25 protein-coding genes and 1 other annotated feature are annotated in these 22,387 nt (G+C 42.8%); of the genes, 24 read left to right on the top strand and 1 reads right to left on the bottom strand.

What is annotated here, in order from left to right:
• Positions 1 to 2: 2 nt before the first annotated feature.
• From pstC to guaC, 7 genes are all read left to right on the top strand, one after another.
• Positions 3 to 920 carry a phosphate ABC transporter permease subunit PstC gene (pstC, locus tag AB1I63_03480; GenBank protein ID MEW4353949.1) on the top strand — a complete coding sequence of 306 codons (918 nt, stop codon included), beginning with the start codon at positions 3 to 5 and terminating at the stop codon, positions 918 to 920.
• Positions 910 to 1,797 (top strand): phosphate ABC transporter permease PstA, encoded by an 888-nt coding sequence (pstA, locus tag AB1I63_03475; GenBank protein MEW4353948.1) that lies wholly within the window; start codon positions 910 to 912, stop codon positions 1,795 to 1,797. Before pstC ends, pstA begins: the two co-directional genes overlap by 11 nt.
• 15 nt (positions 1,798 to 1,812) lie before the next feature.
• Positions 1,813 to 2,616 (top strand): phosphate ABC transporter ATP-binding protein PstB, encoded by an 804-nt coding sequence (pstB, locus tag AB1I63_03470; GenBank protein ID MEW4353947.1) that lies wholly within the window; start codon positions 1,813 to 1,815, stop codon positions 2,614 to 2,616.
• Between the two features lie 12 nt (positions 2,617 to 2,628).
• Positions 2,629 to 3,387, top strand: a complete 759-nt coding sequence (gene pstB / locus AB1I63_03465; protein ID MEW4353946.1) for a phosphate ABC transporter ATP-binding protein PstB — start codon at positions 2,629 to 2,631, stop codon at positions 3,385 to 3,387.
• 14 nt (positions 3,388 to 3,401) lie between these two features.
• Complete coding sequence (phoU, locus tag AB1I63_03460; GenBank protein MEW4353945.1) at positions 3,402 to 4,055, top strand: phosphate signaling complex protein PhoU; 654 nt, start codon at positions 3,402 to 3,404, stop codon at positions 4,053 to 4,055.
• A gap of 97 nt (positions 4,056 to 4,152) precedes the next feature.
• Complete coding sequence (locus AB1I63_03455; protein ID MEW4353944.1) at positions 4,153 to 5,697, top strand: chloride channel protein; 1,545 nt, start codon at positions 4,153 to 4,155, stop codon at positions 5,695 to 5,697.
• Between the two features lie 432 nt (positions 5,698 to 6,129).
• The gene (gene guaC, locus AB1I63_03450) at positions 6,130 to 7,113 is read left to right on the top strand and encodes a GMP reductase (GenBank protein MEW4353943.1); all 984 of its coding nucleotides are present in this window, start codon (positions 6,130 to 6,132) and stop codon (positions 7,111 to 7,113) included.
• Positions 7,114 to 7,275: 162 nt separating this feature from the next.
• On the opposite strand, the gene AB1I63_03445 is transcribed toward guaC, so the two are convergent.
• Positions 7,276 to 7,689, bottom strand: a complete 414-nt coding sequence (locus AB1I63_03445; GenBank protein ID MEW4353942.1) for a DUF6556 family protein — start codon at positions 7,687 to 7,689, stop codon at positions 7,276 to 7,278.
• Between the two features lie 152 nt (positions 7,690 to 7,841).
• Between AB1I63_03445 and AB1I63_03440 the strand changes: the two genes are divergently transcribed.
• From AB1I63_03440 to pyrR, 17 genes are all read left to right on the top strand, one after another.
• Entirely contained in the window at positions 7,842 to 8,984 is a 1,143-nt protein-coding gene (locus AB1I63_03440; GenBank protein ID MEW4353941.1) for a cysteine desulfurase family protein, read from the top strand.
• 11 nt (positions 8,985 to 8,995) lie between these two features.
• Positions 8,996 to 10,210, top strand: coding sequence for a tRNA uracil 4-sulfurtransferase ThiI (gene thiI / locus AB1I63_03435; GenBank protein ID MEW4353940.1), 1,215 nt, complete (start codon positions 8,996 to 8,998; stop codon positions 10,208 to 10,210).
• Positions 10,211 to 10,220: 10 nt separating this feature from the next.
• Positions 10,221 to 11,168 carry an alpha/beta fold hydrolase gene (locus AB1I63_03430; protein ID MEW4353939.1) on the top strand — a complete coding sequence of 316 codons (948 nt, stop codon included), beginning with the start codon at positions 10,221 to 10,223 and terminating at the stop codon, positions 11,166 to 11,168.
• 140 nt (positions 11,169 to 11,308) lie between these two features.
• Positions 11,309 to 11,379 (top strand) — a sequence feature (ribosomal protein L21 leader region).
• 35 nt (positions 11,380 to 11,414) lie between these two features.
• Positions 11,415 to 11,729 carry a 50S ribosomal protein L21 gene (gene rplU / locus AB1I63_03425; protein MEW4353938.1) on the top strand — a complete coding sequence of 105 codons (315 nt, stop codon included), beginning with the start codon at positions 11,415 to 11,417 and terminating at the stop codon, positions 11,727 to 11,729.
• A gap of 16 nt (positions 11,730 to 11,745) precedes the next feature.
• Positions 11,746 to 12,090 (top strand): ribosomal-processing cysteine protease Prp, encoded by a 345-nt coding sequence (locus AB1I63_03420; GenBank protein MEW4353937.1) that lies wholly within the window; start codon positions 11,746 to 11,748, stop codon positions 12,088 to 12,090.
• A gap of 16 nt (positions 12,091 to 12,106) precedes the next feature.
• A complete protein-coding gene (rpmA, locus tag AB1I63_03415) occupies positions 12,107 to 12,400 on the top strand; it encodes a 50S ribosomal protein L27 (protein MEW4353936.1) in 294 nt (97 codons plus the stop codon).
• A gap of 53 nt (positions 12,401 to 12,453) precedes the next feature.
• Positions 12,454 to 13,314 (top strand): GNAT family N-acetyltransferase, encoded by an 861-nt coding sequence (locus AB1I63_03410; GenBank protein ID MEW4353935.1) that lies wholly within the window; start codon positions 12,454 to 12,456, stop codon positions 13,312 to 13,314.
• A gap of 102 nt (positions 13,315 to 13,416) precedes the next feature.
• The gene (locus AB1I63_03405; GenBank protein MEW4353934.1) at positions 13,417 to 14,325 is read left to right on the top strand and encodes a LysR family transcriptional regulator; all 909 of its coding nucleotides are present in this window, start codon (positions 13,417 to 13,419) and stop codon (positions 14,323 to 14,325) included.
• Positions 14,322 to 14,783 carry a signal peptidase II gene (lspA, locus tag AB1I63_03400; protein MEW4353933.1) on the top strand — a complete coding sequence of 154 codons (462 nt, stop codon included), beginning with the start codon at positions 14,322 to 14,324 and terminating at the stop codon, positions 14,781 to 14,783. Before AB1I63_03405 ends, lspA begins: the two co-directional genes overlap by 4 nt.
• Positions 14,773 to 15,663, top strand: a complete 891-nt coding sequence (locus tag AB1I63_03395) for an RluA family pseudouridine synthase (protein ID MEW4353932.1) — start codon at positions 14,773 to 14,775, stop codon at positions 15,661 to 15,663. The genes lspA and AB1I63_03395 overlap by 11 nt, the downstream gene beginning before the upstream one ends.
• Before the next feature lie 15 nt (positions 15,664 to 15,678).
• Positions 15,679 to 17,118: an alanine/glycine:cation symporter family protein gene (locus AB1I63_03390; GenBank protein ID MEW4353931.1), complete on the top strand. Its 1,440-nt coding sequence runs from the start codon at positions 15,679 to 15,681 to the stop codon at positions 17,116 to 17,118.
• Positions 17,119 to 17,406: 288 nt separating this feature from the next.
• Positions 17,407 to 18,516 (top strand): glutamate 5-kinase, encoded by a 1,110-nt coding sequence (gene proB / locus AB1I63_03385; protein MEW4353930.1) that lies wholly within the window; start codon positions 17,407 to 17,409, stop codon positions 18,514 to 18,516.
• Between the two features lie 52 nt (positions 18,517 to 18,568).
• Positions 18,569 to 19,831 (top strand): glutamate-5-semialdehyde dehydrogenase, encoded by a 1,263-nt coding sequence (locus AB1I63_03380; GenBank protein MEW4353929.1) that lies wholly within the window; start codon positions 18,569 to 18,571, stop codon positions 19,829 to 19,831.
• 1 nt (position 19,832) lies between these two features.
• Positions 19,833 to 20,633, top strand: coding sequence for a pyrroline-5-carboxylate reductase (gene proC, locus AB1I63_03375; protein ID MEW4353928.1), 801 nt, complete (start codon positions 19,833 to 19,835; stop codon positions 20,631 to 20,633).
• A 67-nt stretch (positions 20,634 to 20,700) separates the two neighbouring features.
• Positions 20,701 to 21,033, top strand: coding sequence for a zinc ribbon domain-containing protein YjdM (locus AB1I63_03370; protein ID MEW4353927.1), 333 nt, complete (start codon positions 20,701 to 20,703; stop codon positions 21,031 to 21,033).
• Position 21,034: 1 nt separating this feature from the next.
• Positions 21,035 to 21,664 (top strand): Pr6Pr family membrane protein, encoded by a 630-nt coding sequence (locus AB1I63_03365; protein ID MEW4353926.1) that lies wholly within the window; start codon positions 21,035 to 21,037, stop codon positions 21,662 to 21,664.
• A 200-nt stretch (positions 21,665 to 21,864) separates the two neighbouring features.
• Complete coding sequence (gene pyrR, locus AB1I63_03360; protein ID MEW4353925.1) at positions 21,865 to 22,386, top strand: bifunctional pyr operon transcriptional regulator/uracil phosphoribosyltransferase PyrR; 522 nt, start codon at positions 21,865 to 21,867, stop codon at positions 22,384 to 22,386.
• Position 22,387: the final 1 nt, after the last annotated feature.

The raw sequence follows: 22,387 nt of genomic DNA, 5'->3' as shown, positions 1-22,387 counted from the left end.
GCATGAAAAATGAACAACTTGCAAAAGAATTGCTCTCTCCGTCCAAAAATTCTCGTCTAGAGAAATTTGGAAAGAGCATCACCTTTCTCTGCTTGGCCTTGATTGTCTTCATCGTGGCCATGATTTTGCTCTTTGTCGCCCAACGTGGCTTGTCCACATTCTTTGTGAATGGCGTCAATATCTTTGAATTCTTATTTGGAACTACTTGGAAACCAGCCATTAAGTCCTTCGGTGCCTTTCCGATGATTGCAGGATCCTTCATCGTGACCATTTTATCTGCCCTTATTGCAACACCGTTTGCAATTGGTGCAGCGGTCTTTATGACAGAAGTATCGCCTAAGTATGGGGCAAAAATCCTGCAACCAGTTATTGAGCTTTTGGTTGGTATTCCGTCTGTTGTGTACGGCTTTATCGGTTTACAGGTCGTGGTACCTTTTGTTCGCTCCATCGTTGGTGGTACAGGGTTTGGGATTCTGTCAGGGGTCTTTGTCCTCTTTGTCATGATTTTGCCGACTGTGACCTTTATGACAGTCGATAGCTTGCGGGCTGTCCCTCGTCATTACCGAGAAGCTAGCCTTGCTATGGGAGCTACTCGTTGGCAAACCATTTGGCGCGTAACGCTCCATGCTGCTAAGTCAGGTATTTTTACAGCAGTGGTCTTTGGAATGGCGCGGGCCTTCGGTGAAGCCCTTGCTATTCAAATGGTCGTGGGTAATTCAGCTGTTGTACCAACTTCTCTAACTACCCCAGCCGCGACCCTGACATCTGTCCTGACTATGGGAATCGGAAATACCGTTATGGGTACGGTGCAAAACAATGTCCTTTGGTCACTAGCCCTCGTCCTATTGTTGATGAGCCTAGTCTTTAACTTGATTATGAAATTTATTACAAGAGAAAGGAAGAGAAACTATGCACGCTAAAAAAGTGGATAAATTGGCGACTGGAATCTTGTATTCCATTGCAGGTATCATTGTTGCAATCTTGACTTCCCTCATTCTCTATATCTTATTGCGCGGTCTACCGCATGTCAGCTGGTCATTCTTGACTGGCAAATCGTCTTCCTATCAGGCAGGCGGAGGGATTGGGATTCAGCTTTATAATTCCTTTTTCCTACTTGTCATTACGCTCTTGATTTCTGTCCCTCTTTCAATGGGAGCAGGGATTTATCTGGCGGAGTATGCTAAAAAAGGTCGTTTGACGAACTTTGTGCGGACCTGTATTGAGATTTTGTCTTCCTTGCCGTCTGTCGTTGTTGGTTTGTTTGGCTATTTGATTTTCGTTGTGCAGTTCCAGTATGGATTTTCAATCCTATCAGGTGCCTTAGCCTTAACGGTCTTTAACTTGCCACAAATGACTCGTAATGTTGAAGATAGTCTGCGCCATGTTCACCATACCCAGCGTGAGGCAGGACTTGCTCTTGGCATTTCTCGTTGGGAAACAGTCTTTCATGTGGTCATCCCCGAAGCCCTTCCAGGGATTGTGACAGGGATTGTTCTTGCTTCTGGTCGTATTTTCGGGGAAGCAGCAGCGCTCATCTATACAGCGGGTCAATCTGCGCCAGCTCTTGACTGGTCTAACTGGAATCCGCTGAGCGTGACCAGCCCGATTTCGATTTTCCGTCAGTCAGAAACACTTGCAGTCCATATCTGGAAGGTCAACAGCGAAGGAACCATTCCAGACGCGACTCAGGTTTCTGCTGGTAGTGCAGCTATTCTCTTGATTTTCATCTTGATTTTCAACGTGTCTGCACGCTATATCGGTAAGAAATTGCATGCGAAATTAACATCTGCAGCCTAAACTAGAGGAGAAAAAATGGCAGAATATAATTGGAATGAAAAGCATATCATCACCTTTCCTCAGGAGAAAATCGCCCTAGAAACAAAAGATTTGCATGTCTACTATGGCGCGAAAGAATCCATTAAGGGCGTTGATATGCAGTTTGAAAAAAATAAAATTACAGCCTTGATTGGGCCTTCAGGATCTGGGAAGTCAACCTATCTGCGGAGTTTGAACCGCATGAATGACACGATTGACATTGCCAAGGTGACTGGGGAAATTCTCTATGAAGGAGTGGATGTCAACCGACCTGAAATCAATGTCTATGAGATGCGCAAGCACATCGGCATGGTCTTTCAACGTCCCAATCCCTTTGCGAAGTCCATCTACCGCAATATCACTTTTGCCCATGAACGTGCAGGGGTCAAGGATAAAAAAGTGCTCGATGAGATTGTCGAAACATCCCTCAAGCAAGCAGCCCTCTGGGATCAGGTCAAAGACGATCTTCACAAGTCTGCTCTGACCTTATCAGGTGGGCAGCAGCAACGCTTGTGTATCGCCCGTGCTATTTCAGTCAAACCTGAGATTTTGCTTATGGATGAGCCAGCTTCAGCGTTGGATCCAATTGCGACCATGCAGCTGGAAGAAACCATGTTTGAGTTGAAGAAGAACTACACCATTATCATCGTGACCCACAATATGCAACAAGCAGCTCGTGCGAGCGACTATACAGCCTTCTTCTACTTGGGAGATTTGATTGAGTATGATAAGACAGCTAATATCTTCCAAAATGCCAAACTACAATCAACCAACGACTATGTGTCAGGACATTTTGGATAGAAAGGAACTTTGATGACAGCACCGATTTTACAAGTCAAAGACTTGTCTGTTTATTACAATAAGAAAAAGGCTTTAAACAATGTTTCCATTGATTTTTATCCGAATGAAATCACGGCTCTAATTGGTCCGTCAGGTTCTGGAAAATCAACACTATTGCGGTCGATTAACCGTATGGGAGATTTGAATCCTGAAGTGACCTTGACTGGAGCGATTGACTACAATGGACACAATATTTACAGTCCACGGACGGATACGGTGGATTTGCGTAAGGAAATTGGCATGGTTTTCCAACAGCCCAATCCTTTCCCAATGACTATCTACGAAAATGTCGTCTATGGCTTGCGGATCAATGGGGTGAAAGACAAGCAGATTTTAGATGAAGCGGTTGAAACGTCCTTGATTGGGGCGTCCATTTGGGATGAGGTGAAGGATCGCTTGCATGATTCAGCCATTGGTTTGTCAGGAGGTCAGCAGCAGCGGGTTTGTGTGGCACGGGTTCTTGCGACCAGTCCTAAAATCATTTTATTAGATGAGCCAACATCAGCGCTGGATCCAATTTCAGCAGGAAAGATTGAAGAAACCTTATATGGCTTAAAGGACAAGTACACGATGGTCTTGGTGACGCGCTCTATGCAGCAAGCTTCACGGATTTCTGACCGAACAGGCTTTTTCCTAGGAGGCAATTTGATTGAGTACAATAGCACGAAAGAAGTCTTCCTCAATCCTCGCCACAAGGAAACAGAAGAATACATCACAGGAAAATTTGGATAAAAGGAACTACCATTATGTTACGAACACAATTTGAAGAAGAACTAGAAAAGCTAGATAACCAATTCTACGCGATGGGAAATGAAGTTCTCTCACAAATCAATCGCACCGTGCGTGCCTTTGTCTCGCATGACCGCGAATTGGCGCAGGAAGTCATCGCTGATGATACTGATGTCAATGAATACGAGATGAAACTGGAGAAAAAATCACTAGAAATCATTGCTTTACAACAGCCAGTCTCACAAGATTTGCGGACGGTGATTACCATCTTGAAAGCCAGCAGCGATTTAGAGCGCATGGGAGATCATGCCGTGTCTATCGCCAAAGCAACCATCCGAATGAAGGGTGAAATGCGCATTAAGTCAGTAGAAGAAGAGATCAGCAAGATGGGACGCGAAGTCAAAAATTTTGTTGAAGAAACACTCAATCTTTACTTAAATGGCAATGCGGACCAAGCTTATGAAGTAGCTGTGATGGATGAAAAAATCAATGCTTACTTTGATACAATAAGAGATCTAGCCACCGAAGAAATCAAGGCTAATCCAGAACTTGTTGTGACTGGTCGTGATTATTTTGAAGTCATTTCTTATTTGGAACGCATTGGGGATTATGCGAAAAACATCTGTGAATGGGTTGTTTACTTTGAAACAGGAAAAATTGTTGAAATGTAAAGAGGTTGGGACAAAAGTCCCTGACCTCTTTCTTTTTTTACTCGAAAAGTGATTCTCTTTATGCTAAAATAGAACTAGAAAATATGAGGAGTGTGCTATGAAACAAGGAGAGTCTGTCAGTCGGAGGGAATTTGCCTTTTTATCCAGTTCAATTTTATTGCAAGTTGTTAGGGGAATATTGGTTGGTTTAGTAGTTGGAGGTGTGGTTTCTACTTTTCGCTTAGGGATTGGGCTGATTTTTCATCAAGTAAAAGAGCTGTATCAAAAGAGCGGGAGCAATTCTCTATGGCTTATTGTTATTGTGGCTTTTTACCTCTTGATTTGTCTGATTGCGAAGTATTTGCTCGAGAATGAAAAGCAAATCAAAGGCTCAGGAATTCCGCAGATTGAGGCGGAGTTAAAAGGACTCATGTCCTCATCATGGTGGAGCATTCTCTGGAAAAAATACCTTCTAGGCATGCTAGCGATTGGGAGTGGTCTGATGCTAGGAAGAGAAGGACCTAGTATTCAGCTTGGTGCTATGACTGGAAAAGGCGTGGCAAAACAGCTTGGACTTAGCCCTGTTGAGGAGCGCTCGTTGATTGCAAGTGGAGCAGCAGCTGGACTTTCTGCCGCCTTTAATGCACCGATTGCAGGACTTCTTTTTGTCGTTGAAGAAATCTACCATCATTTTTCACGATTCTTCTGGGTTTCGACCTTGGCGGCTAGTTTGACGGCAAATGTCGTTTCTCTTTGGATGTTTGGCTTGGATCCAGTGTTAGAGATGCCAGATGACTTGCCAGCCTTAGCTTTGGGGAAATATTGGCTTCTTATCGGCTTTGGACTTTTCCTTGGTTTGGCAGGATTTTTCTATCATAAAGTTATCCTTCAAATAGGAGATTGGTATGCATGGCTCGGAAAGGTTTTCCATCTTTCTTCAAATAGCTATCCTCTTCTTGCTTGCCTTGCTATTGTGCCGATTGGCTATCTAGCGCCGGAGCTTTTAGGAGGTGGGCATGAGTTGATTTTATCCTTGACAGATCAATCTTACTTGCTAATAACCTTGCTCATCTATTTTGTGGTTCGTTTTATATGGAGTATGATCAGCTACGGAAGTGGCTTTCCAGGAGGAATTTTCCTGCCCATGTTGACTCTGGGGTCGCTCCTAGGAGCTATTGTCGGGCAAGGATTTGCGCTCTTTGGCTTCATTTCTCAAGAACAAATCCCAATTTTTATCATTTTAGGCATGAGTGGCTATTTTGGTGCGATTTCAAAAGCGCCTTTGACAGCCATGATTTTGGTGACAGAAATGGTCGGCGATATTCGAAATTTGATGCCCCTTGGTTTGGTAACCTTAGTTGCTTATATTGTCATGGATGTGTTAAAAGGGACACCGATTTATGAAGCTATGCTTGAGAAAATGCTACCAGAGGATATGGAAGAAAGTGGAGAGACGACCTTGATTGAAATTCCTGTTTCTGAAAAGATTGCAGGCAAACAAGTGCATGAGTTGGATTTGCCGAGTGATGTGTTAATCACCATGCAAATTCACCAAGGAAAATCCCAGACGGTGAACGGTAGCACCCATCTATACCTAGGAGATATGATTTGCTTAGTCATTCCAAAATCCCAGATTGGATCTGTCAAAGACTTGTTATTGTAGGGAGTGGGACAAAAATCGCAATTTCGAAGAAATCGATTTTGTAGTCTTCGCTTTCCAATTTTTAGGCTCAGGTATTCACAGTCCACTGGACTGTGAATATCCCGCAAGTTGACGCTCTTTCACAATTGAGAATTGTGAAAGGTTGGAAATAGGGCTAGCGAAGAGCAATTCGCTAGCTTCTTCTATATAGAACGTTGGTTTATCAATGTTTTACAAACCAGACAAGACTGCGTCAAACTGTTAGAACTAAAAAATATAACGAGGTCGAAACATTTGCTCCAACCTTTTCATTTTTTCCGAACTTTATTTTAAAAATAATGGTATAATTTTACAAAAACTGGACTTTGTGTTATAATTCTTAAGGAAACGTCAAGGAAGGCGTAGCGATGCAAAATAGCATAGGTAGGTCATTTTAATCAAAGGAGAGCTGAAATGCTTAACGAATTCCCTATTTTTGACTATGAAGACATTCAATTGATCCCAAATAAATGTATCATTAAGAGCCGTTCAGAAGCGGATACGCAAGTAACTTTGGGCAAACATACCTTTAAACTGCCTGTTGTGCCAGCTAACATGCAAACCATTATTGATGAGGATGTAGCAGAGCAATTAGCAAAAGATGGCTATTTTTACATCATGCATCGTTTTGACGAAGCAGGTCGGCTTCCTTTTATTAAGCGTATGCATGAGAAGGGCTTGATTGCTTCTATCTCAGTTGGGGTAAAAGACTACGAGTATGACTTTGTCACCCAGTTGAAAGAGGACGCACCTGAATATATCACGATTGACATCGCTCATGGTCATGCCGATAGCGTGATTCAAATGATTCAGCATATCAAAAAAGAATTGCCAGATACCTTTGTCATTGCAGGAAATGTGGGAACACCTGAGGCGGTTCGTGAATTGGAAAATGCAGGAGCAGATGCGACTAAGGTCGGCATTGGACCAGGTAAGGTCTGTATCACCAAGGTTAAAACAGGTTTTGGTACAGGCGGTTGGCAGTTGGCTGCGCTTCGTTGGTGTGCTAAAGCTGCGCGTAAACCGATTATCGCAGATGGTGGTATTCGTACCCACGGTGATATTGCCAAGTCTATTCGCTTTGGAGCAAGCATGGTTATGATTGGCTCACTCTTTGCAGGACACATTGAAAGCCCCGGAAAAACGGTTGAAGTAGATGGCGAGCAATATAAAGAATACTACGGCTCTGCTTCTGAATACCAAAAAGGCGCTTATAAAAACGTAGAAGGCAAGAAAATCCTGCTCCCAGCCAAGGGGCATCTAAAAGATACCTTGATTGAAATGGAGCAAGATCTTCAAAGTTCAATTTCCTACGCAGGTGGTAAAGACATCTCGAGCTTGAAACATGTAGACTACGTCATTGTGAAAAATTCGATTTGGAATGGCGATGCCCACTAATCAGTAGAAATAATGAGCAAATAAAAGAGAGGCTGGAACAATGTTCCAACCTCTTATTTTTTATATAGAGTCATTTAGGTTTCATCTATTAGCTCATTCATCTTGTCCAATTTCTTAAGTCTAAGCCTCAAAGACTAGGGCAATAGCTATGCTAACAGCACCTTAGTTGCTGGTGCTTGGAGTTGTTTCCGAAGATGCGACAGTAGTGTCAGAGCTTGAGGAAGCAGGAGTCTCGCTAGAGCTAAAAGGACTGCTGGTTTCCGTCTCAGCTGAACTCTCATCAGATGAGGAGGTGGCTGTCTCTTGAGTTGTGGTCTCTGTATTGCTCACTGGGATTTCTTTTTCAATCTCACGGATGACGGTTTGCTGCTCAACCTTAGGCTCCGAAGAGCTGGTATCTTTTTCTTTGTCTTTATTAAAAGCATTATGGATAGTAATAGAAGCTGTAATCAAACTTAGAATACTACCGATAAGTGCAATCGTTTTTTGTAGAGTGGTAAAACCCTTTTCTATATGTTGCTTTTTGGGCAAAATTTTGGTTTCCGTTTTCTTTTGTTTACGAGAATAATTATCCATGTAAATCCTAATCTCCTTTCCTTTCTATTATACCTTCTTTGGTTAAAAATGTCTTAAATCATCACGCAAAAGATGAAACTTATCCATAGCGTTGAGTAGCAACTCTTTTCGTTTTTTGCTATAATGGAGCTTAAATGAAAAGAGGATAGAGAATGATTTATTTAGATAATGCGGCAACGACCCGCCCGTATCCTGAAGCCCTTGCGACTTATACAGAGGTTGCGACCAAGATTTGGGGCAATCCGTCCAGTTTGCATCATTTGGGCAGTCAAGCGACCCGTATCCTGCAGGCTTCTAGAAAGCAAATAGCAGAGCTACTAGGCGCTCTGCCTCAGGAGATTTTTTTCACCTCTGGTGGGACAGAAGGAGACAACTGGGTCATCAAGGGTGTTGCCTTTGAAAAGGCACAATTTGGGAAGCACATCATCGTATCAAGTATTGAGCACCCTGCGGTCAAGGAATCAGCACTTTGCTTGAAAACTCAAGGGTTTGAGGTTGATTTTGCACCAGTTGATAAGGAAGGTTTTGTCAATGTTGAACAATTAGCAGCTTTACTGCGACCTGATACGATTTTGGTCTCTGTCATGGCGGTCAATAACGAGATTGGCTCTATTCAGCCCATCCAAGCCATTTCAGACTTGCTAAAAGACAAGCCAACCATTTCCTTTCATGTGGACGGGGTTCAGGCCTTAGCAAAAATTCCAACCGCAGACTACCTAACTGACCGTGTGGATTTTGCGACCTTTTCTAGTCATAAATTCCACGGCGTTCGCGGTGTCGGCTTTACCTATATCAAAAATGGTAAGAAAATTACACCGCTTCTAACAGGTGGCGGTCAGGAAGCAGATAAACGGTCCACAACTGAAAATCTAGCAGGAATTGCAGCGACAGCGAAAGCCCTTCGCATGGCAATGGAGCGCCAAAAAGAGTTTGCTAAGAAAACCAGCCAGATGAAGCAGATTTTGCTCCAAAGATTGAGTGCTTACAAAGACATCAGCATTTTCTCAGGTCAAGATCAGTTTGCACCACACATTGTAACCTTTGGCTTAAAAGGTGTACGAGGAGAAGTCTTAGTTCATGCCTTTGAGGAGTATGATATCTATGTCTCAACGACCTCAGCCTGCTCATCCAAGGCAGGAAAACCAGCTGGAACCCTCTTATCCATGGGCGTTCAGCCCCAAATCGCCACAACGGCTGTTCGTATGAGTTTGGACTTGGAAAACGACATGAGCCAAATCGAGCAGGTATTGACAACTTTTAAGGTCATTTATGAACAAACCCAAAAAATAAGATAGAAAGAGAACACATGCAGTATTCAGAAATTATGATTCGCTACGGAGAATTGTCGACTAAAGGCAAGAACCGCATGCGCTTTATCAATAAACTTAGAAACAACATTCAAGACGTCTTGTCCATTTATCCAGCGGTGAAAGTCATGGCAGACCGTGATCGGGCCCATGTCTATCTTCATGGGACTGATTATAAGCCAGTTTCTGAAAGCCTCAAGCAGATTTTTGGAATTCAAAACTTTTCTCCGTCTTATAAGATTGAGAAATCTGTCCCAGCCTTGATTGCAGCAGTACAAGAAATCATGACGGACATCTACCAAGAAGGCATGACCTTCAAGGTGTCTAGCAAGCGCAGCGATCACAGCTTTGAACTCGATAGCCGTGAGCTTAACCAAACCTTGGGAAATGCCGTTTTTGAGGCTATTCCAAACGTGCAGGTCAAGATGAAGGCTCCTGATATTGAATTGCGGGTGGAAATTCGAGCAGAAGCAGCCTATATTTCCTACGAAACGATTCGTGGAGCAGGTGGACTACCTGTCGGAACATCTGGCAAGGGCATGCTCATGCTATCTGGTGGGATTGATTCACCTGTTGCAGGCTACCTTGCTCTTAAACGTGGTGTAGACATTGAAGCAGTGCATTTTGCTAGCCCTCCCTACACCAGCCCTGGTGCGCTCAAAAAGGCACAGGATTTGACTCGGAAATTGACCAAGTTCGGTGGCAATATCCAGTTTATCGAAGTCCCATTTACTGAAATTCAAGAAGAAATCAAGGCCAAGGCGCCTGAAGCCTATCTCATGACTCTGACCCGCCGTTTCATGATGCGGATAACGGACCGCATTCGTGAAGAACGAGCAGGTCTTGTTATCATCAACGGTGAAAGTCTAGGCCAGGTTGCGAGCCAGACCTTGGAGAGCATGCAGGCCATTAACGCTGTGACCAACACACCTGTGATTCGCCCTGTCGTGACCATGGACAAGCTAGAAATCATTGATATTGCTGAGAAAATTGATACCTTTGAGATTTCAATTCAACCTTTTGAAGATTGCTGTACCATCTTTGCGCCAGACCGTCCTAAAACCAATCCTAAGATTAAAAATGTCGAGCAGTACGAAAGCCGCTTGGATATAGAAGGTCTTGTCGAGCGTGCTGTTCGTGGTATCATGGTGACTGAAATTACCCCACAAGTCGAACAAGACGAAGTTGATGAACTAATTAACGATTTGTTGTAAGGGGAGAATCATGAAACGGAAACTTCTTTTTACCTTTCTCCCTATGTTTTTTCTCTTGATTGGGACACTCTTTTATGTGCAGTTGACTGCTCAGAAAGTCGAGAAAGAAGCGACTATCAGTCAGGTAAGCTCAGATTCTTCATCCATAAGCACTTCGTCAAGCAGTCGTGAGGCCAAAACACCAGTTACACCAAGCCTTCAAATCGTTGAAGAAGAAAAGACAGTTGCGCGTGATTCGTACCAAATTTACGGAAAATTATTTGCTCCTGAAGGCTATCAAAGCAAGCAACTGCCACTCATTATCCTCTCTCATGGATTTGGCAATACTTTGGAATTCGTCGAACCTTACGCAGAACTATTGGCACATAAAGGCTATTTGGTGTATGCCTTTGATTTTGTCGGTGGTAGTCGAAATAGCCGCAGTGGTGGTAGTATGCTGGAGATGTCTGTATTTACTGAGCAAGCTGATTTGCAGGCTGTATTGGAACAATTTAGTCAAGAATCTTATGTTGATGATGAGAACCTCATCCTAATGGGATATAGCCAAGGTGGGGTGGTGTCCACTCTTGTTGCTAGCGAGAACCCTCAAGTAAGAGGTTTGGTGACAGTTAATGGAGCCTTTGTCCTCTTTGATGACGCAAAAGAACTTTTTCAAACGAAGGAAAGTATCCCTGAAGTGTATAATCACAGAGGAACAAATCTTGGCAAAGTCTATTTTGAAAAATTGCTGGATATGGATATTTACCAGGAGATGAAAAAAGTCAAGGCAGATGTCTTGGTGATTCAAGGAAGTCAAGATGAGATTATTCCTTTAAGTTATGCGGAGCGAACTGTGAGTGATTTTCCCCATGCAGAGCTGAAAGTGATTGAGCATGCAACTCATATCCTAAATGAGACGGAAAGCTTAGAAGCTCTTGATGCCATTGATCAGTATTTAACAAAAATAATGGAAAAATAAGGGTGTAAATTTTGAGAGCTTTTAATAGAGTGGACGGTCTTTACATGCGAAAACTTTGTTTGTTAAAAAGTTTAAAAAAATAGAAGCAGATACTTGTAAAATTATCAAAAGCATGCTAGAATAAAAACGTTGACTATGCACAGCCTGTGCAACCGCTCGATCATCGTTTAAGAGGTTCGTCCCACGATGCTAGGCGAGTCTTCACAAAAAATCGGGGAAACCCAGAAAAATCATAGGAGGTGCATAATGAGCACATACGCAATCATTAAAACTGGCGGAAAACAAGTTAAAGTTGAAGTTGGTCAAGCTATCTACGTTGAAAAATTGAACGTTGAAGCAGGTCAAGAAGTTACATTTAACGAAGTTGTTCTTGTTGGTGGTGAAAACACTGTTGTCGGAACTCCACTTGTTGCAGGAGCTACTGTTGTTGGAACTGTTGAAAAACAAGGAAAACAAAAGAAAGTTGTTACTTTCAAATACAAACCTAAAAAAGGTAGCCACCGCAAACAAGGTCACCGTCAACCATATACAAAAGTTGTTATCAACGCAATCAACGCTTAATTTTTGAGGTGAACACATGATACAAGCAGTCTTTGAGAGAGCCGAAGATGGCGAGCTGAGGAGTGCAGAAATTACTGGGCACGCCGCAAGTGGCGAATACGGCTTTGATGTCGTGTGTGCATCAGTTTCTACGCTTGCCATAAACTTTATCAATACGATTGAGAAATTTGCAGGCTACGAACTAAACTTTGAATTAAACGAAGATGAAGGTGGATTTCTACGAATTGAGATTCCTGATGATCTACCGAGTCACCAAAGGGAAATGACGCAATTATTCTTTGAATCATTTTTCTTGGGATTAGCAACTTTATCGGAGGACTCTTCTGAGTTCGTCCAAACAAGAGTTATCACAGAAAACTAACACGGAGGAAAACATTATGTTGAAAATGAATCTTGCTAACTTGCAACTATTCGCCCACAAAAAAGGTGGAGGTTCTACGTCAAACGGACGTGATTCACAAGCAAAACGTCTTGGAGCTAAAGCAGCTGATGGACAAACTGTATCAGGTGGATCAATCCTTTACCGTCAACGCGGAACACACATCTACCCAGGTGTGAACGTAGGACGTGGAGGCGACGATACATTGTTCGCTAAAGTTGAAGGCGTAGTACGCTTTGAACGTAAAGGTCGCGATAAGAAACAAGTATCTGTTTACCCTATCGCTAAATAATTACGTGAGAACTTGCCGTTTGGTAAGTTCTTTTTTTACAAAAGGAGGATCATATGTTCATCCAAAAAAGAACGACATTATCAAACAAGGAAAAAGCAGAGGTTTTAGACTTGCTACAAGCCTGTCATGACTATGATGGAACAGCTAGTATTCCTTATTTGGCAAATGATTACAATGTTGATCAAGATATGCCTTGTTTATTGCTGGCTTATGAGAAAGAACAGTTAGTAGGATGTTTATATATCTATGCAGACGAGTTGGACGATGTCAGTGTGTCGCTATTTGTTTTACCATTTATTCGCAAACAAGGAATTGCTAGGGCTTTGGAGGAAGAACTTGCCCAAATTGTCAAAGCATATCATCTGTCAGGGATTTCGTATGAGACAGAGCGAATGTTTATGGAGAAAAATCCGTGGCTATTAGATGCGTTTCATCTAGTTGAAGAAGAGGATTCGGAGCTTTGGCTGAGGCGTGCGAGAAAACCTTATGAGCTAGCTAGTCGTGATAACTGTGAAGTCAGTCTAGCAGATAGAGATGATATTGAAGAAATTGCGAAACTTCAGACAGCAGCTTTTGAAAATGATTTTGAATACAGCTTGCAATATGCTCTCACTAGTTTTGAAGGAGAAGGGACTTCTCTTTATGTGTTGAAAAAATCTGGTCATGTCATTGCTTCGGTCACTATTGATCAGACGAGCGATTATAACCATATTTTTGGCTTAGCTGTTGCACCAAACCATCAAGGGCAAGGATTCGGAAAATACCTGATGAAATCTGCCATCAATCAATTATTGACTCAAAATGAAAGAGACTTTCAAATTGTCGTTGAAAAAGAAAATATCCACGCGGCTAATCTCTATCGCTCTCTCGGCTTTAGAGATGTGACAGAGGTGGTGTATTTGAAAAAGGGATAAAATAGAGCGGGGGATGTTCGTAATGATTAGGAACACCTCCCGCCCTTTTGTAATACTCAAACTTATGGTATAATTTAACAATATACAAAAAAAGGAAGAGATATGAATATTCAACAATTACGCTATGTTGTGGCGATTGCAAATAGCGGAACTTTTCGTGAGGCGGCTGAGAAGATGTATGTGAGTCAGCCAAGTTTGTCCATTTCGGTGCGTGATTTGGAACAGGAGCTGGGGTTTCAGATTTTTAATCGGACGAGTAGTGGGACTGTTTTGACTCGACGCGGGATGGAATTTTACGAAAAAGCGCAGGAGTTGGTCAAAAAATTTGATATTTTCCAAAATCAATATGTCAATCCCGAAGACGAACGCTCGGAGTTTTCAATTGCCAGTCAGCACTACGACTTTCTCCCCCCTTTGATGGTTGAGTTTGCTGAAACTTATCCTCAGGATAAGAACTTTCGGATGTTTGAATCTACCACAGTTCAGATTTTAGATGAGGTGGCGCAAGGTCACAGTGAGATTGGGATTATTTATCTCGATAATCAAAATCGCAAAGGCATTATGCAAAAGATCGATAAGCTAGGTCTTGAGGTGATGGAATTGCTCCCTTTTCAAACCCACATCTATCTGAGGGAAAATCATCCTTTGACCCAAAAAGAAGAGCTGGTCATGGAGGATTTGATTGGTTTACCGACAGTGAGATTCACACAGGAAAAAGACGAATATCTCTATTATTCTGAGAATCTAGTTGATACGAGTGATAGTTCTCTGATGTTTAATGTGACAGACCGTGCGACCTTAAATGGGATTTTGGAGCGAACAGATGCCTATGCGACAGGGTCAGGTTTTTTAGATAGTGACAGTGTCAATGGTATTACGGTGATTCCTGTCAAGGATGCCTTGGATAACCATTTGGTCTATGTCAAGCGAGAAGGCATGGAGTTGTCTCCTGTGGGCAAGGCTTTTGTGGCAGTCATGGAGCGGTATTTTGAAAAACGAGGTAAAGCATGAAACGAATGATTGGTGTGCCAGCTGTGATTCTTCTCTTGATTGGTTTGGATCAGTGGGTGAAGGCTTTGGTTGTTGAGACCATTCCCTTAGGGGGGGTGAAAGCTTTTCTTCCCTCCATTATGAGCTTGACCTACCTGCGCAATACGGGGGCTGCTTTTTCCATTTTAGAAAATCAGCAGTGGTTCTTTACGGTGATGACCATTCTTGTCATGAGTGGAGCCATTTGGTACTTAGTAAAACGCCTGCAAGATTCTCTTTGGCTGATTGCGGGTTTAGCCTTGATTATCGCAGGAGGTGTGGGAAATTTTATCGACCGAATCCGGCAAGGATTTGTCGTGGATATGTTCCAATTTGATATTGTGAACTTTGCGATTTTCAATGTGGCAGATGTGTATCTCACCTTTGGGGTGCTTATCTTATGTTTGGTTATGATGAAGGAAGAAAAAAATGGACATTAAAGTTGAAATTGGAGGAGCTAGGCTAGATAAGGCAGTAGCAGATTTGACACCTTTATCCCGTAGTCTAGCCAATGAACAGATTAAAAGCGGTCAGATTTTGGTCAATGGTCAGGCAAAGAAGGCAAAATATGCCGTGCAAGAAGGCGATATCATTACTTATCAGTTACCTGAGCCAGAGGTGGTCGAGTATGTAGCAGAGGAGTTACCGCTTGAGATTGTTTATCAAGATGCAGATGTTGCTGTGGTCAATAAACCGCAAGGCATGGTGGTGCATCCAAGTGCCGGTCATACATCAGGAACCTTGGTTAATGCTCTCTTGTACCATATGAAGGACTTGTCAGGGATTAACGGTGTCTTGCGTCCGGGGATTGTGCATCGGATTGATAAAGACACTTCTGGACTTTTGATGATTGCAAAAAATGATGAGGCTCACCTTGCCTTGGCAGAAGAATTAAAAGCCAAAAAATCACTGCGGAAGTATTGGGCGATTGTGCATGGAAATCTTCCTAAAGATCGAGGGGTGATTGAAGCGCCGATTGGTCGTAGTGACAAGGACCGTAAAAAACAAGCCGTAACAGCTAAGGGAAAGCCCGCAGTGACACGTTTTCAGGTCTTGGAACGCTTTGGTGATTATAGCCTAGTCGAGTTGCAGCTAGAGACAGGTAGAACGCACCAAATTCGTGTGCATATGGCTTATATCGGTCATCCTGTTGCAGGAGATGAGGTCTATGGACCTCGGAAAACCTTGAAGGGGCACGGGCAATTCTTGCATGCTAGAACGCTAGGCTTTAGCCATCCTAAGACAGGAGAAGCTTTGGAATTTTCAGCAGAAGTGCCAACGATTTTCCAAGAAACCTTAGAAAAACTAAGAAATAAATAGAAATGGAGAGATGAAGTGTCAGTAATTACGAGTTTGACAGACTTTATTTGGAGTCCTCTGCTATTAGGGGTATTGATTGCAGCGGGAACTTATTTTACTTTTCGGACGAGATTTGTCCAAGTGCGGATGATGAAAGAAATGATTCGCTGTATGTTTGAAAAATCAGAAGATGATGGAGAAGAAGGGATTTCCTCCTTTCAAGCTTTAACAGTGGCTTTATCAGGTCGTGTAGGGACAGGAAATATCACAGGTGTAGCAACTGCTATTGCCTTGGGCGGTCCAGGAAGTATTTTTTGGATGTGGTTGATTGCCTTTATTGGCTCAGGCTCTGCTTTTGTTGAGACTACTTTGGGGCAGCTCTTTAAGCAAAAAGAGGAAGGGCATTTCATCGGTGGTCCAGCCTATTACATTGAAAAAGGTTTGAAAAACAAGACCTTTGCGACCATTATGGCTTTTATTATGATGTTCTCCTTTGCCTTTTTGATGTCAGGAGTTCAGACCAATGGAATTAGTTCGGCGATGAAAAATGCCTTGGATATTCCACCTCTTTGGACCAGTATTGTAGTCAGTCTTGCTCTATTTGTCATTATCATTGGAGGGATTTCACGGATTGCAAAGATTGCTGAGTATGTAGTACCTTTTATGGCAGGTGCTTATATCTTAATGGCTCTCATTGTCATTGTCTTGGATTTTGACCGTGTATTGCCAACATTTCAGCTGATTTTTGCGAGTGCCTTTGGTTGGGAACCCTTATTTGCAGGAATTACGGGTTCTGCGATTATGTATGGTGTGAGACGAGGTGTCTACTCAAATGAAGCGGGTCAAGGTTCTCAAGTGGCTGCAGCAGCTTCTGCTCAAGTCTCTCATCCTGTCAAACAAGGATTAGTTCAAGCGTTTTCAGTCTATATTGATACCTGGTTTGTCTGTACGGCGACAGCCTTGATGATTCTCTTGACAGGTTCTTATAATGTCTATGATGCAGCAAAGCAGCCGATTGTAGAGAATCTGCTGAATATCACAGCTGAAAGTGCAGGTGCGCTCTATACACAGACAGCACTGACAAGTCTAATGGGCAGATTTGGAAGTATCTTTGTAGCTATTGCCTTGGTTTTCTTTGCCTTTACGACCTTGATGAGTTATTATTATATAGCGCATACCAATCTAGTGTATTTGCTTAAAGAGAAGACAAAGCCGATTCATATCTTGGTGTTGCAAGTGTTAATGATTACAGGGCTCTTTTACTCGGGCATTGCCTCGAGTGAATTTGTCTGGGCTTTGGGAGATTTGGCGATTGGCTTTACAGTTTGGGGAAATATCCTAGCGATTCTCCTATTGTCACCCTTGGTCTTTACCTTGTTAAAAGACTATGAAACACAGCTCAAAGCTGGAAAAGATCCTGTTTTCAATCCTCGTGAGGTAGAGATTGAGGCTTCTGAGTATTGGTATGAACGGTAATAGGAATCTAGGAGGTTGGGATATGAGTACCCAACCTCATTATGTTTTATAGATTTAGCAGTTTGATACAAACTATGTCAATCTTGCGGATATGAGAGGAGAATCATCTAGTCGATTAGTTAAGCATGTACTTAGAACTAAAGGAGTGAGGAGAATCGAGTTCTACGAAATCTCGATTGAATCCTACTCTTTTTTTGTATCTTCTTAGTTTTGGATTTTCCAGCTTTTGTGGTATAATCAATCAGTATAAACGCTGGTGAATACTGGCGGTAGAAAGAGTAGCACATCATGAAGTACAAACGGATTGTTTTTAAGGTTGGGACGAGTTCTTTGACGGAGTCTGATGGGAGTCTGTCACGAGCTAAGGTCAAAAAAATCACGCAACAACTAGCTATGCTCCATGAAGCAGGGCATGAGTTGATTTTGGTGTCCTCTGGAGCGATTGCAGCTGGTTTTTCTTCTTTAGGCTTTAAAAAACGCCCGACCAAGGTAGCAGACAAGCAGGCTTCTGCAGCTGTTGGACAGGGATTATTGCTAGAGGAATATACGGCGAATCTTCTCCTGAAACAGATTGTTTCAGCGCAGATTCTCTTGACACAGGATGATTTTGCGGATAAACGACGCTATCAAAATGCCCACCAAGCCATGTCTGTTTTACTGAATCGTGGTGCCATTCCTATTATCAATGAAAATGATACGGTTTCGATTGCTGAGTTAAAGGTAGGAGATAACGATACCCTAAGCGCTCAAGTGGCAGCCATGGTGCAGGCAGATTTGCTGGTGCTTTTGACAGATGTTGATGGTCTTTATACGGACAATCCTACCAAAAATCCAGCTGCCAAACGGTTGGATCAGATTGAGACTATTTCGACGGATTTGATCGAGATGGCTGGTGGTGCAGGCTCAAGCAATGGCACAGGTGGTATGCTGACCAAAATCAAGGCAGCAACTATTGCAACCATGGCAGGTGTGCCTGTTTATATTTGCTCTTCCTTAAAAGAAGAGCCCTTACTTGAAGCAGCAGAAAGACAAGCTGACGGCACCTTCTTTGCTGCTCAGGATAGGAATATGCGGACGCAAAAGCAATGGTTGGCTTTTTATGCTAGCAGTAAAGGCAGTATCTGGGTCGATAAAGGAGCGAGCAAGGCCTTAAGTCAAGATGGCAGAAGTCTCTTAATTTCAGGGATTACGAGAATGGAGGGAGCCTTTTCCTATCATGATATTGTCAGTGTTTACGATGAGGAGACAGAGCAAGCACTAGGTAAGGGACGAGTCTTGTTTGGGCATTCGGCTTTGAAAGATTTGCTAAAAGCGAGCAAACCCAAAGGAGTGGTCATCCATCGTGATGATTGGATTTCTTTGACACCAGAGCTAGAGCTCTTATTTTCAGAATTTTAGAAATGTATCTTTTGGGTGACGGAAAATTAAGGATAAAGAGAAAGGAATGCGTATGACAAGTACACAAGAATTATTAGAGACTGTTAATCGTGTGAAAAAATCGATCAATACTGCAACAACGACTGAGAAAAATGCAGCGCTTGAAGCCATGGCGACTCAATTAGTGGCGCATACAAAAGCTATCTTACATGCCAATCAAATGGATATGGAAGCAGCAAAGGGTAAGATTTCAGATGTGATGCTGGATCGCTTGTTCCTAGATGAAGAGAGGATTCTTGCTATGGCAAAAGGAATCCGTGATGTGGCTGTGTTGCCAGACCCGATTGGAGAAGTCATGGAAGAGACTACTTTACCCAATGGACTTCAAGTGGTCAAAAAACGTGTGGCTTTAGGGGTTGTAGGGATTATCTACGAAAGTCGTCCAAATGTGACCTCTGATGCGGCAGCGCTTGCCTTAAAGAGTGGAAATGCGGTGGTTTTACGCAGTGGAAAAGAAGCCTATCAGACAGCAGCAGCGATTGTGGCTGCTCTAAAAGAGGGAATTGCTCAGACAAGTATTTCTCCTGACTGCTTGCAGTTGATTAGTGATACGAGCCGTACGAGTAGCTATGAGATGATGAAGGCAAAAGGCTATTTGGATCTCTTGATTCCACGGGGCGGAGCTGGTTTGATTCAGGCTGTGGTTGAAAATGCCATTGTACCTGTGATTGAGACAGGAACAGGGATTGTCCATGTCTATGTTGACCAAGCGGCAAATCAAGATATGGCACTTTCGATTATTAAAAATGCTAAAACTAGCCGACCATCAGTCTGCAACGCTATGGAAGTGTGCTTGGTTCATGAGGCCATTGCAGCAGAATTCCTTCCTCGCTTGGAAGAAGTTTTGGTCAGAGAACGTGAGCAGCTAGGTCTTACAACGGTGGCATTTCGTCTCGATGAAAAAGCCAGTCATTTGATGGTAGGACAATTAGCAGGGGATGCAGATTTTGACACAGAATTTTCGGATTATGTCCTTGCTGTTAAGGTGGTGTCATCTTTAGAAGAGGCTGTTGATCATATTGAGGCACACAGTACCCATCATTCAGATGCAATCATCACAGATGATGAAAAAGCTGCAGCTTATTTCACGGAGCAGGTAGATAGTGCAGCCGTGTATGTCAATGCTTCGACTCGTTTTACAGACGGTGGGGAGTTTGGTCTGGGATGTGAGATGGGGATTTCCACTCAAAAATTGCATGCTAGAGGTCCGATGGGCTTAAAAGAAATGACGACTTACAAATACATCGTAGCAGGAAACGGACAAGTGAGGGTGTAAGATGACAAGAATTGGATGTATTGGATTGGGAAATATGGGAGGACTCTTAGCCCGCTTGATTGCAAAAAGTCATGGGGAAAATCTTTTATTAGCCAATCGGAGTCCTGAAAAAGCAATCGCTATCTCCCAAGAAATTGGTGGGCAGATTGCCACAAATGAAGAGGTGTTTGCGCAGGCAGAGGTAATTTTTCTAGGCGTTAAACCTGCTCAGTTTGAGGCATTATTGACACAGCATAGAGCTATTTTAGAGAAGCGCTCATCTGTCCTTTTCATCAGTATGGCAGCAGGACTCTCCCTTGCTCAGTTGGAGAAGATGGTTCCGAGTCAGCACCGCTTTATTCGTATGATGCCGAATACCCCAGTGGCGGTAGGTGCAGGAGTTATTAGCTATGCACTTGGATTAGGAGTATCAGAAAGTGATCAGCAACTCTTTAGCGAGCTATTAACAGGTAGCGCTGAGTTCATCTTGCTTGATGAAAAGCAATTAGATGCAGCGACGGCGCTTGCAGGTTGCGGTCCTGCCTTTGTCTATCCTTTTATTGAAGCCTTGAGTGATGCTGGAGTAGAGCAAGGCTTGCTTCGAGATGTGGCGCTTAAAATGGCAGCACAGACAGTGCTTGGTGCAGGTAAAATGGTTCTTGAAACCAAAGAACACCCCGCTGTCTTAAAAGATCAAGTGTGTAGCCCAGGTGGATCAACCATCGCAGGTGTTGCTAGTCTTGAAAAGACAGGATTTAGAGGCTCTGTTATTGAAGCTGTAAGTAAGGCATACGCGCGCACTCAAGAACTCGGCAAAAAATAGTCACAATAGGCTGATTTGTCAAAATTTGAAAAATACGATATACTAAACAAAGAAAAAGGAGAATAATATGAATACTTTACCAAATTGCCCAAAATGTAACTCAGAATACGTCTATGAAGATGGAACGCTCTTGGTCTGTCCAGAATGTGCCTATGAATGGAACCCAGAAGAAGTCGTAGAAGAAGGACTTGTTGTACTAGACTCAAATGGCAATCGCTTGGCAGATGGTGACACGGTAACCGTGATTAAAGACTTGAAAGTCAAGGGAGCACCAAAAGACATCAAGCAAGGAACGCGCGTGAAAAATATCCGTCTTGTCGAGGGAGACCACAATATCGACTGTAAAATTGACGGTTTTGGTGCCATGAAACTCAAATCAGAATTTGTCAAGAAAATCTAAGATGAAACGAAATCTCATTTTTTATAGCCGAATTATCCTCTTCATTCTAGGATTTACAGGTGTTTATCTGGAAATTACGCGTCACGGTGGATTGGGTATGCTCATGTACTATACGGTCTTATCAAACATCATTGTAACAGCATTTACCGCTTATCTACTCTATTTAATGCCGCGTTCAAATACGGCTTGGAAGACGGACAAGGTCTTGAGAATCAAGGGTGGCGTGACCATGTGTATCATGATTACCTGTGTTATTTACCATTTTATGTTGGCGCCTTTAGCGACTGATTTTTACCGTTTGGAGAATTTCCTCTGTCACTATATTGTGCCATTATGTTTTTTTGCGGATACTCTTGTCTTTGACAAAGGACGAGTCTATCGGTGGTTTGATCCCTTGCTTTGGACAAGTATCCCCCTTCTTTATATGGTCTTTGCACTTCTCAATGGCTTGGTCTTGAAACTCCCAATCCCAGGTGCAGTGGATAGCCCCTTTGCTTATTTCTTTTTGAATATTCCCAAATACGGAAGCCTCTATGTCTTTCGTTGGATTGTGACCATCTTTCTTGCCTATTTAGCTGCAGGATTTGTTTTAGTTGGTATCAAATCTTTCTCATCTTTTGTGAAAAAATGATTGTTTTTTCTTGAAAATGAGAAAAGTTTGTGATATAATAGAAAAAATTGAAGATTCCTTTAATTCTGTCCAGAGAGGCAGGCAAGGAGAAACGGTTGATAGAATGGGTAGAGTGTGACCTGCGGGTCTTGCTATACCCAAATTTTCTGGAGTCTCCTTGTCAAAGGAGACTTTTTTATTATACTTATAGGAGGTTTGTGATGAAAACAAAAGAAGTTGTTGATGATTTGACCATGAAGCGTGCCATTACCCGCATGACCTATGAAATCATCGAGCGCAACAAGGATTTGGACAAGATTGTCCTAGCGGGGATTAAGACAAGAGGTGTCTATATTGCGAGACGCATAAAAGAGCGCCTAGAGCAGCTGGAGAACATAGAGGTTCCAATGGGAGAGTTAGATACAAAGCCTTTCCGTGATGATAAGAAGGTAGAGGAAGATACGACTTGCATGCCCGTTGATATTACGGATAAAGAAGTAATTTTGGTGGATGATGTCCTCTATACTGGGCGGACCATTCGTGCAGCCATTGACAATCTTGTCAGCTTAGGACGCCCTGCGCGTGTGAGCTTAGCTGTTTTAGTCGATCGTGGGCATCGGGAGTTACCGATTCGTCCAGACTATGTCGGGAAAAATATCCCAACTAGCCAAAGAGAAGAGATTATTGTGGAAATGCAAGAGGAAGACGGACAAGATCGCGTCTTGATTACGGAGGAAAAATAAG

The sequence above is a fragment of the Streptococcus pneumoniae genome, from assembly GCA_040719455.1.
Taxonomy (GTDB): Bacteria; Bacillota; Bacilli; order Lactobacillales; family Streptococcaceae; genus Streptococcus; species Streptococcus pneumoniae_G.
Note: the sequence above shows the minus strand (reverse complement) of the source record. Positions and strands in the feature narration are given on the sequence as shown.

Bases quoted from the DNA above. Each gene is read 5' to 3' on its own strand.
- pstC (MEW4353949.1), top strand. From the start codon at position 3: ATGAAAAATGAACAACTTGCAAAAGAATTGCTCTCTCCGTCCAAAAAT.
- pstA (MEW4353948.1), top strand. From the start codon at position 910: ATGCACGCTAAAAAAGTGGATAAATTGGCGACTGGAATCTTGTATTCC.
- pstB (MEW4353947.1), top strand. From the start codon at position 1,813: ATGGCAGAATATAATTGGAATGAAAAGCATATCATCACCTTTCCTCAG.
- pstB (MEW4353946.1), top strand. From the start codon at position 2,629: ATGACAGCACCGATTTTACAAGTCAAAGACTTGTCTGTTTATTACAAT.
- phoU (MEW4353945.1), top strand. From the start codon at position 3,402: ATGTTACGAACACAATTTGAAGAAGAACTAGAAAAGCTAGATAACCAA.
- AB1I63_03455 (MEW4353944.1), top strand. From the start codon at position 4,153: ATGAAACAAGGAGAGTCTGTCAGTCGGAGGGAATTTGCCTTTTTATCC.
- guaC (MEW4353943.1), top strand. From the start codon at position 6,130: ATGCTTAACGAATTCCCTATTTTTGACTATGAAGACATTCAATTGATC.
- AB1I63_03445 (MEW4353942.1), bottom strand. From the start codon at position 7,689: ATGGATAATTATTCTCGTAAACAAAAGAAAACGGAAACCAAAATTTTG.
- AB1I63_03440 (MEW4353941.1), top strand. From the start codon at position 7,842: ATGATTTATTTAGATAATGCGGCAACGACCCGCCCGTATCCTGAAGCC.
- thiI (MEW4353940.1), top strand. From the start codon at position 8,996: ATGCAGTATTCAGAAATTATGATTCGCTACGGAGAATTGTCGACTAAA.
- AB1I63_03430 (MEW4353939.1), top strand. From the start codon at position 10,221: ATGAAACGGAAACTTCTTTTTACCTTTCTCCCTATGTTTTTTCTCTTG.
- rplU (MEW4353938.1), top strand. From the start codon at position 11,415: ATGAGCACATACGCAATCATTAAAACTGGCGGAAAACAAGTTAAAGTT.
- AB1I63_03420 (MEW4353937.1), top strand. From the start codon at position 11,746: ATGATACAAGCAGTCTTTGAGAGAGCCGAAGATGGCGAGCTGAGGAGT.
- rpmA (MEW4353936.1), top strand. From the start codon at position 12,107: ATGTTGAAAATGAATCTTGCTAACTTGCAACTATTCGCCCACAAAAAA.
- AB1I63_03410 (MEW4353935.1), top strand. From the start codon at position 12,454: ATGTTCATCCAAAAAAGAACGACATTATCAAACAAGGAAAAAGCAGAG.
- AB1I63_03405 (MEW4353934.1), top strand. From the start codon at position 13,417: ATGAATATTCAACAATTACGCTATGTTGTGGCGATTGCAAATAGCGGA.
- lspA (MEW4353933.1), top strand. From the start codon at position 14,322: ATGAAACGAATGATTGGTGTGCCAGCTGTGATTCTTCTCTTGATTGGT.
- AB1I63_03395 (MEW4353932.1), top strand. From the start codon at position 14,773: ATGGACATTAAAGTTGAAATTGGAGGAGCTAGGCTAGATAAGGCAGTA.
- proB (MEW4353930.1), top strand. From the start codon at position 17,407: ATGAAGTACAAACGGATTGTTTTTAAGGTTGGGACGAGTTCTTTGACG.
- AB1I63_03380 (MEW4353929.1), top strand. From the start codon at position 18,569: ATGACAAGTACACAAGAATTATTAGAGACTGTTAATCGTGTGAAAAAA.
- proC (MEW4353928.1), top strand. From the start codon at position 19,833: ATGACAAGAATTGGATGTATTGGATTGGGAAATATGGGAGGACTCTTA.
- AB1I63_03370 (MEW4353927.1), top strand. From the start codon at position 20,701: ATGAATACTTTACCAAATTGCCCAAAATGTAACTCAGAATACGTCTAT.
- AB1I63_03365 (MEW4353926.1), top strand. From the start codon at position 21,035: ATGAAACGAAATCTCATTTTTTATAGCCGAATTATCCTCTTCATTCTA.
- pyrR (MEW4353925.1), top strand. From the start codon at position 21,865: ATGAAAACAAAAGAAGTTGTTGATGATTTGACCATGAAGCGTGCCATT.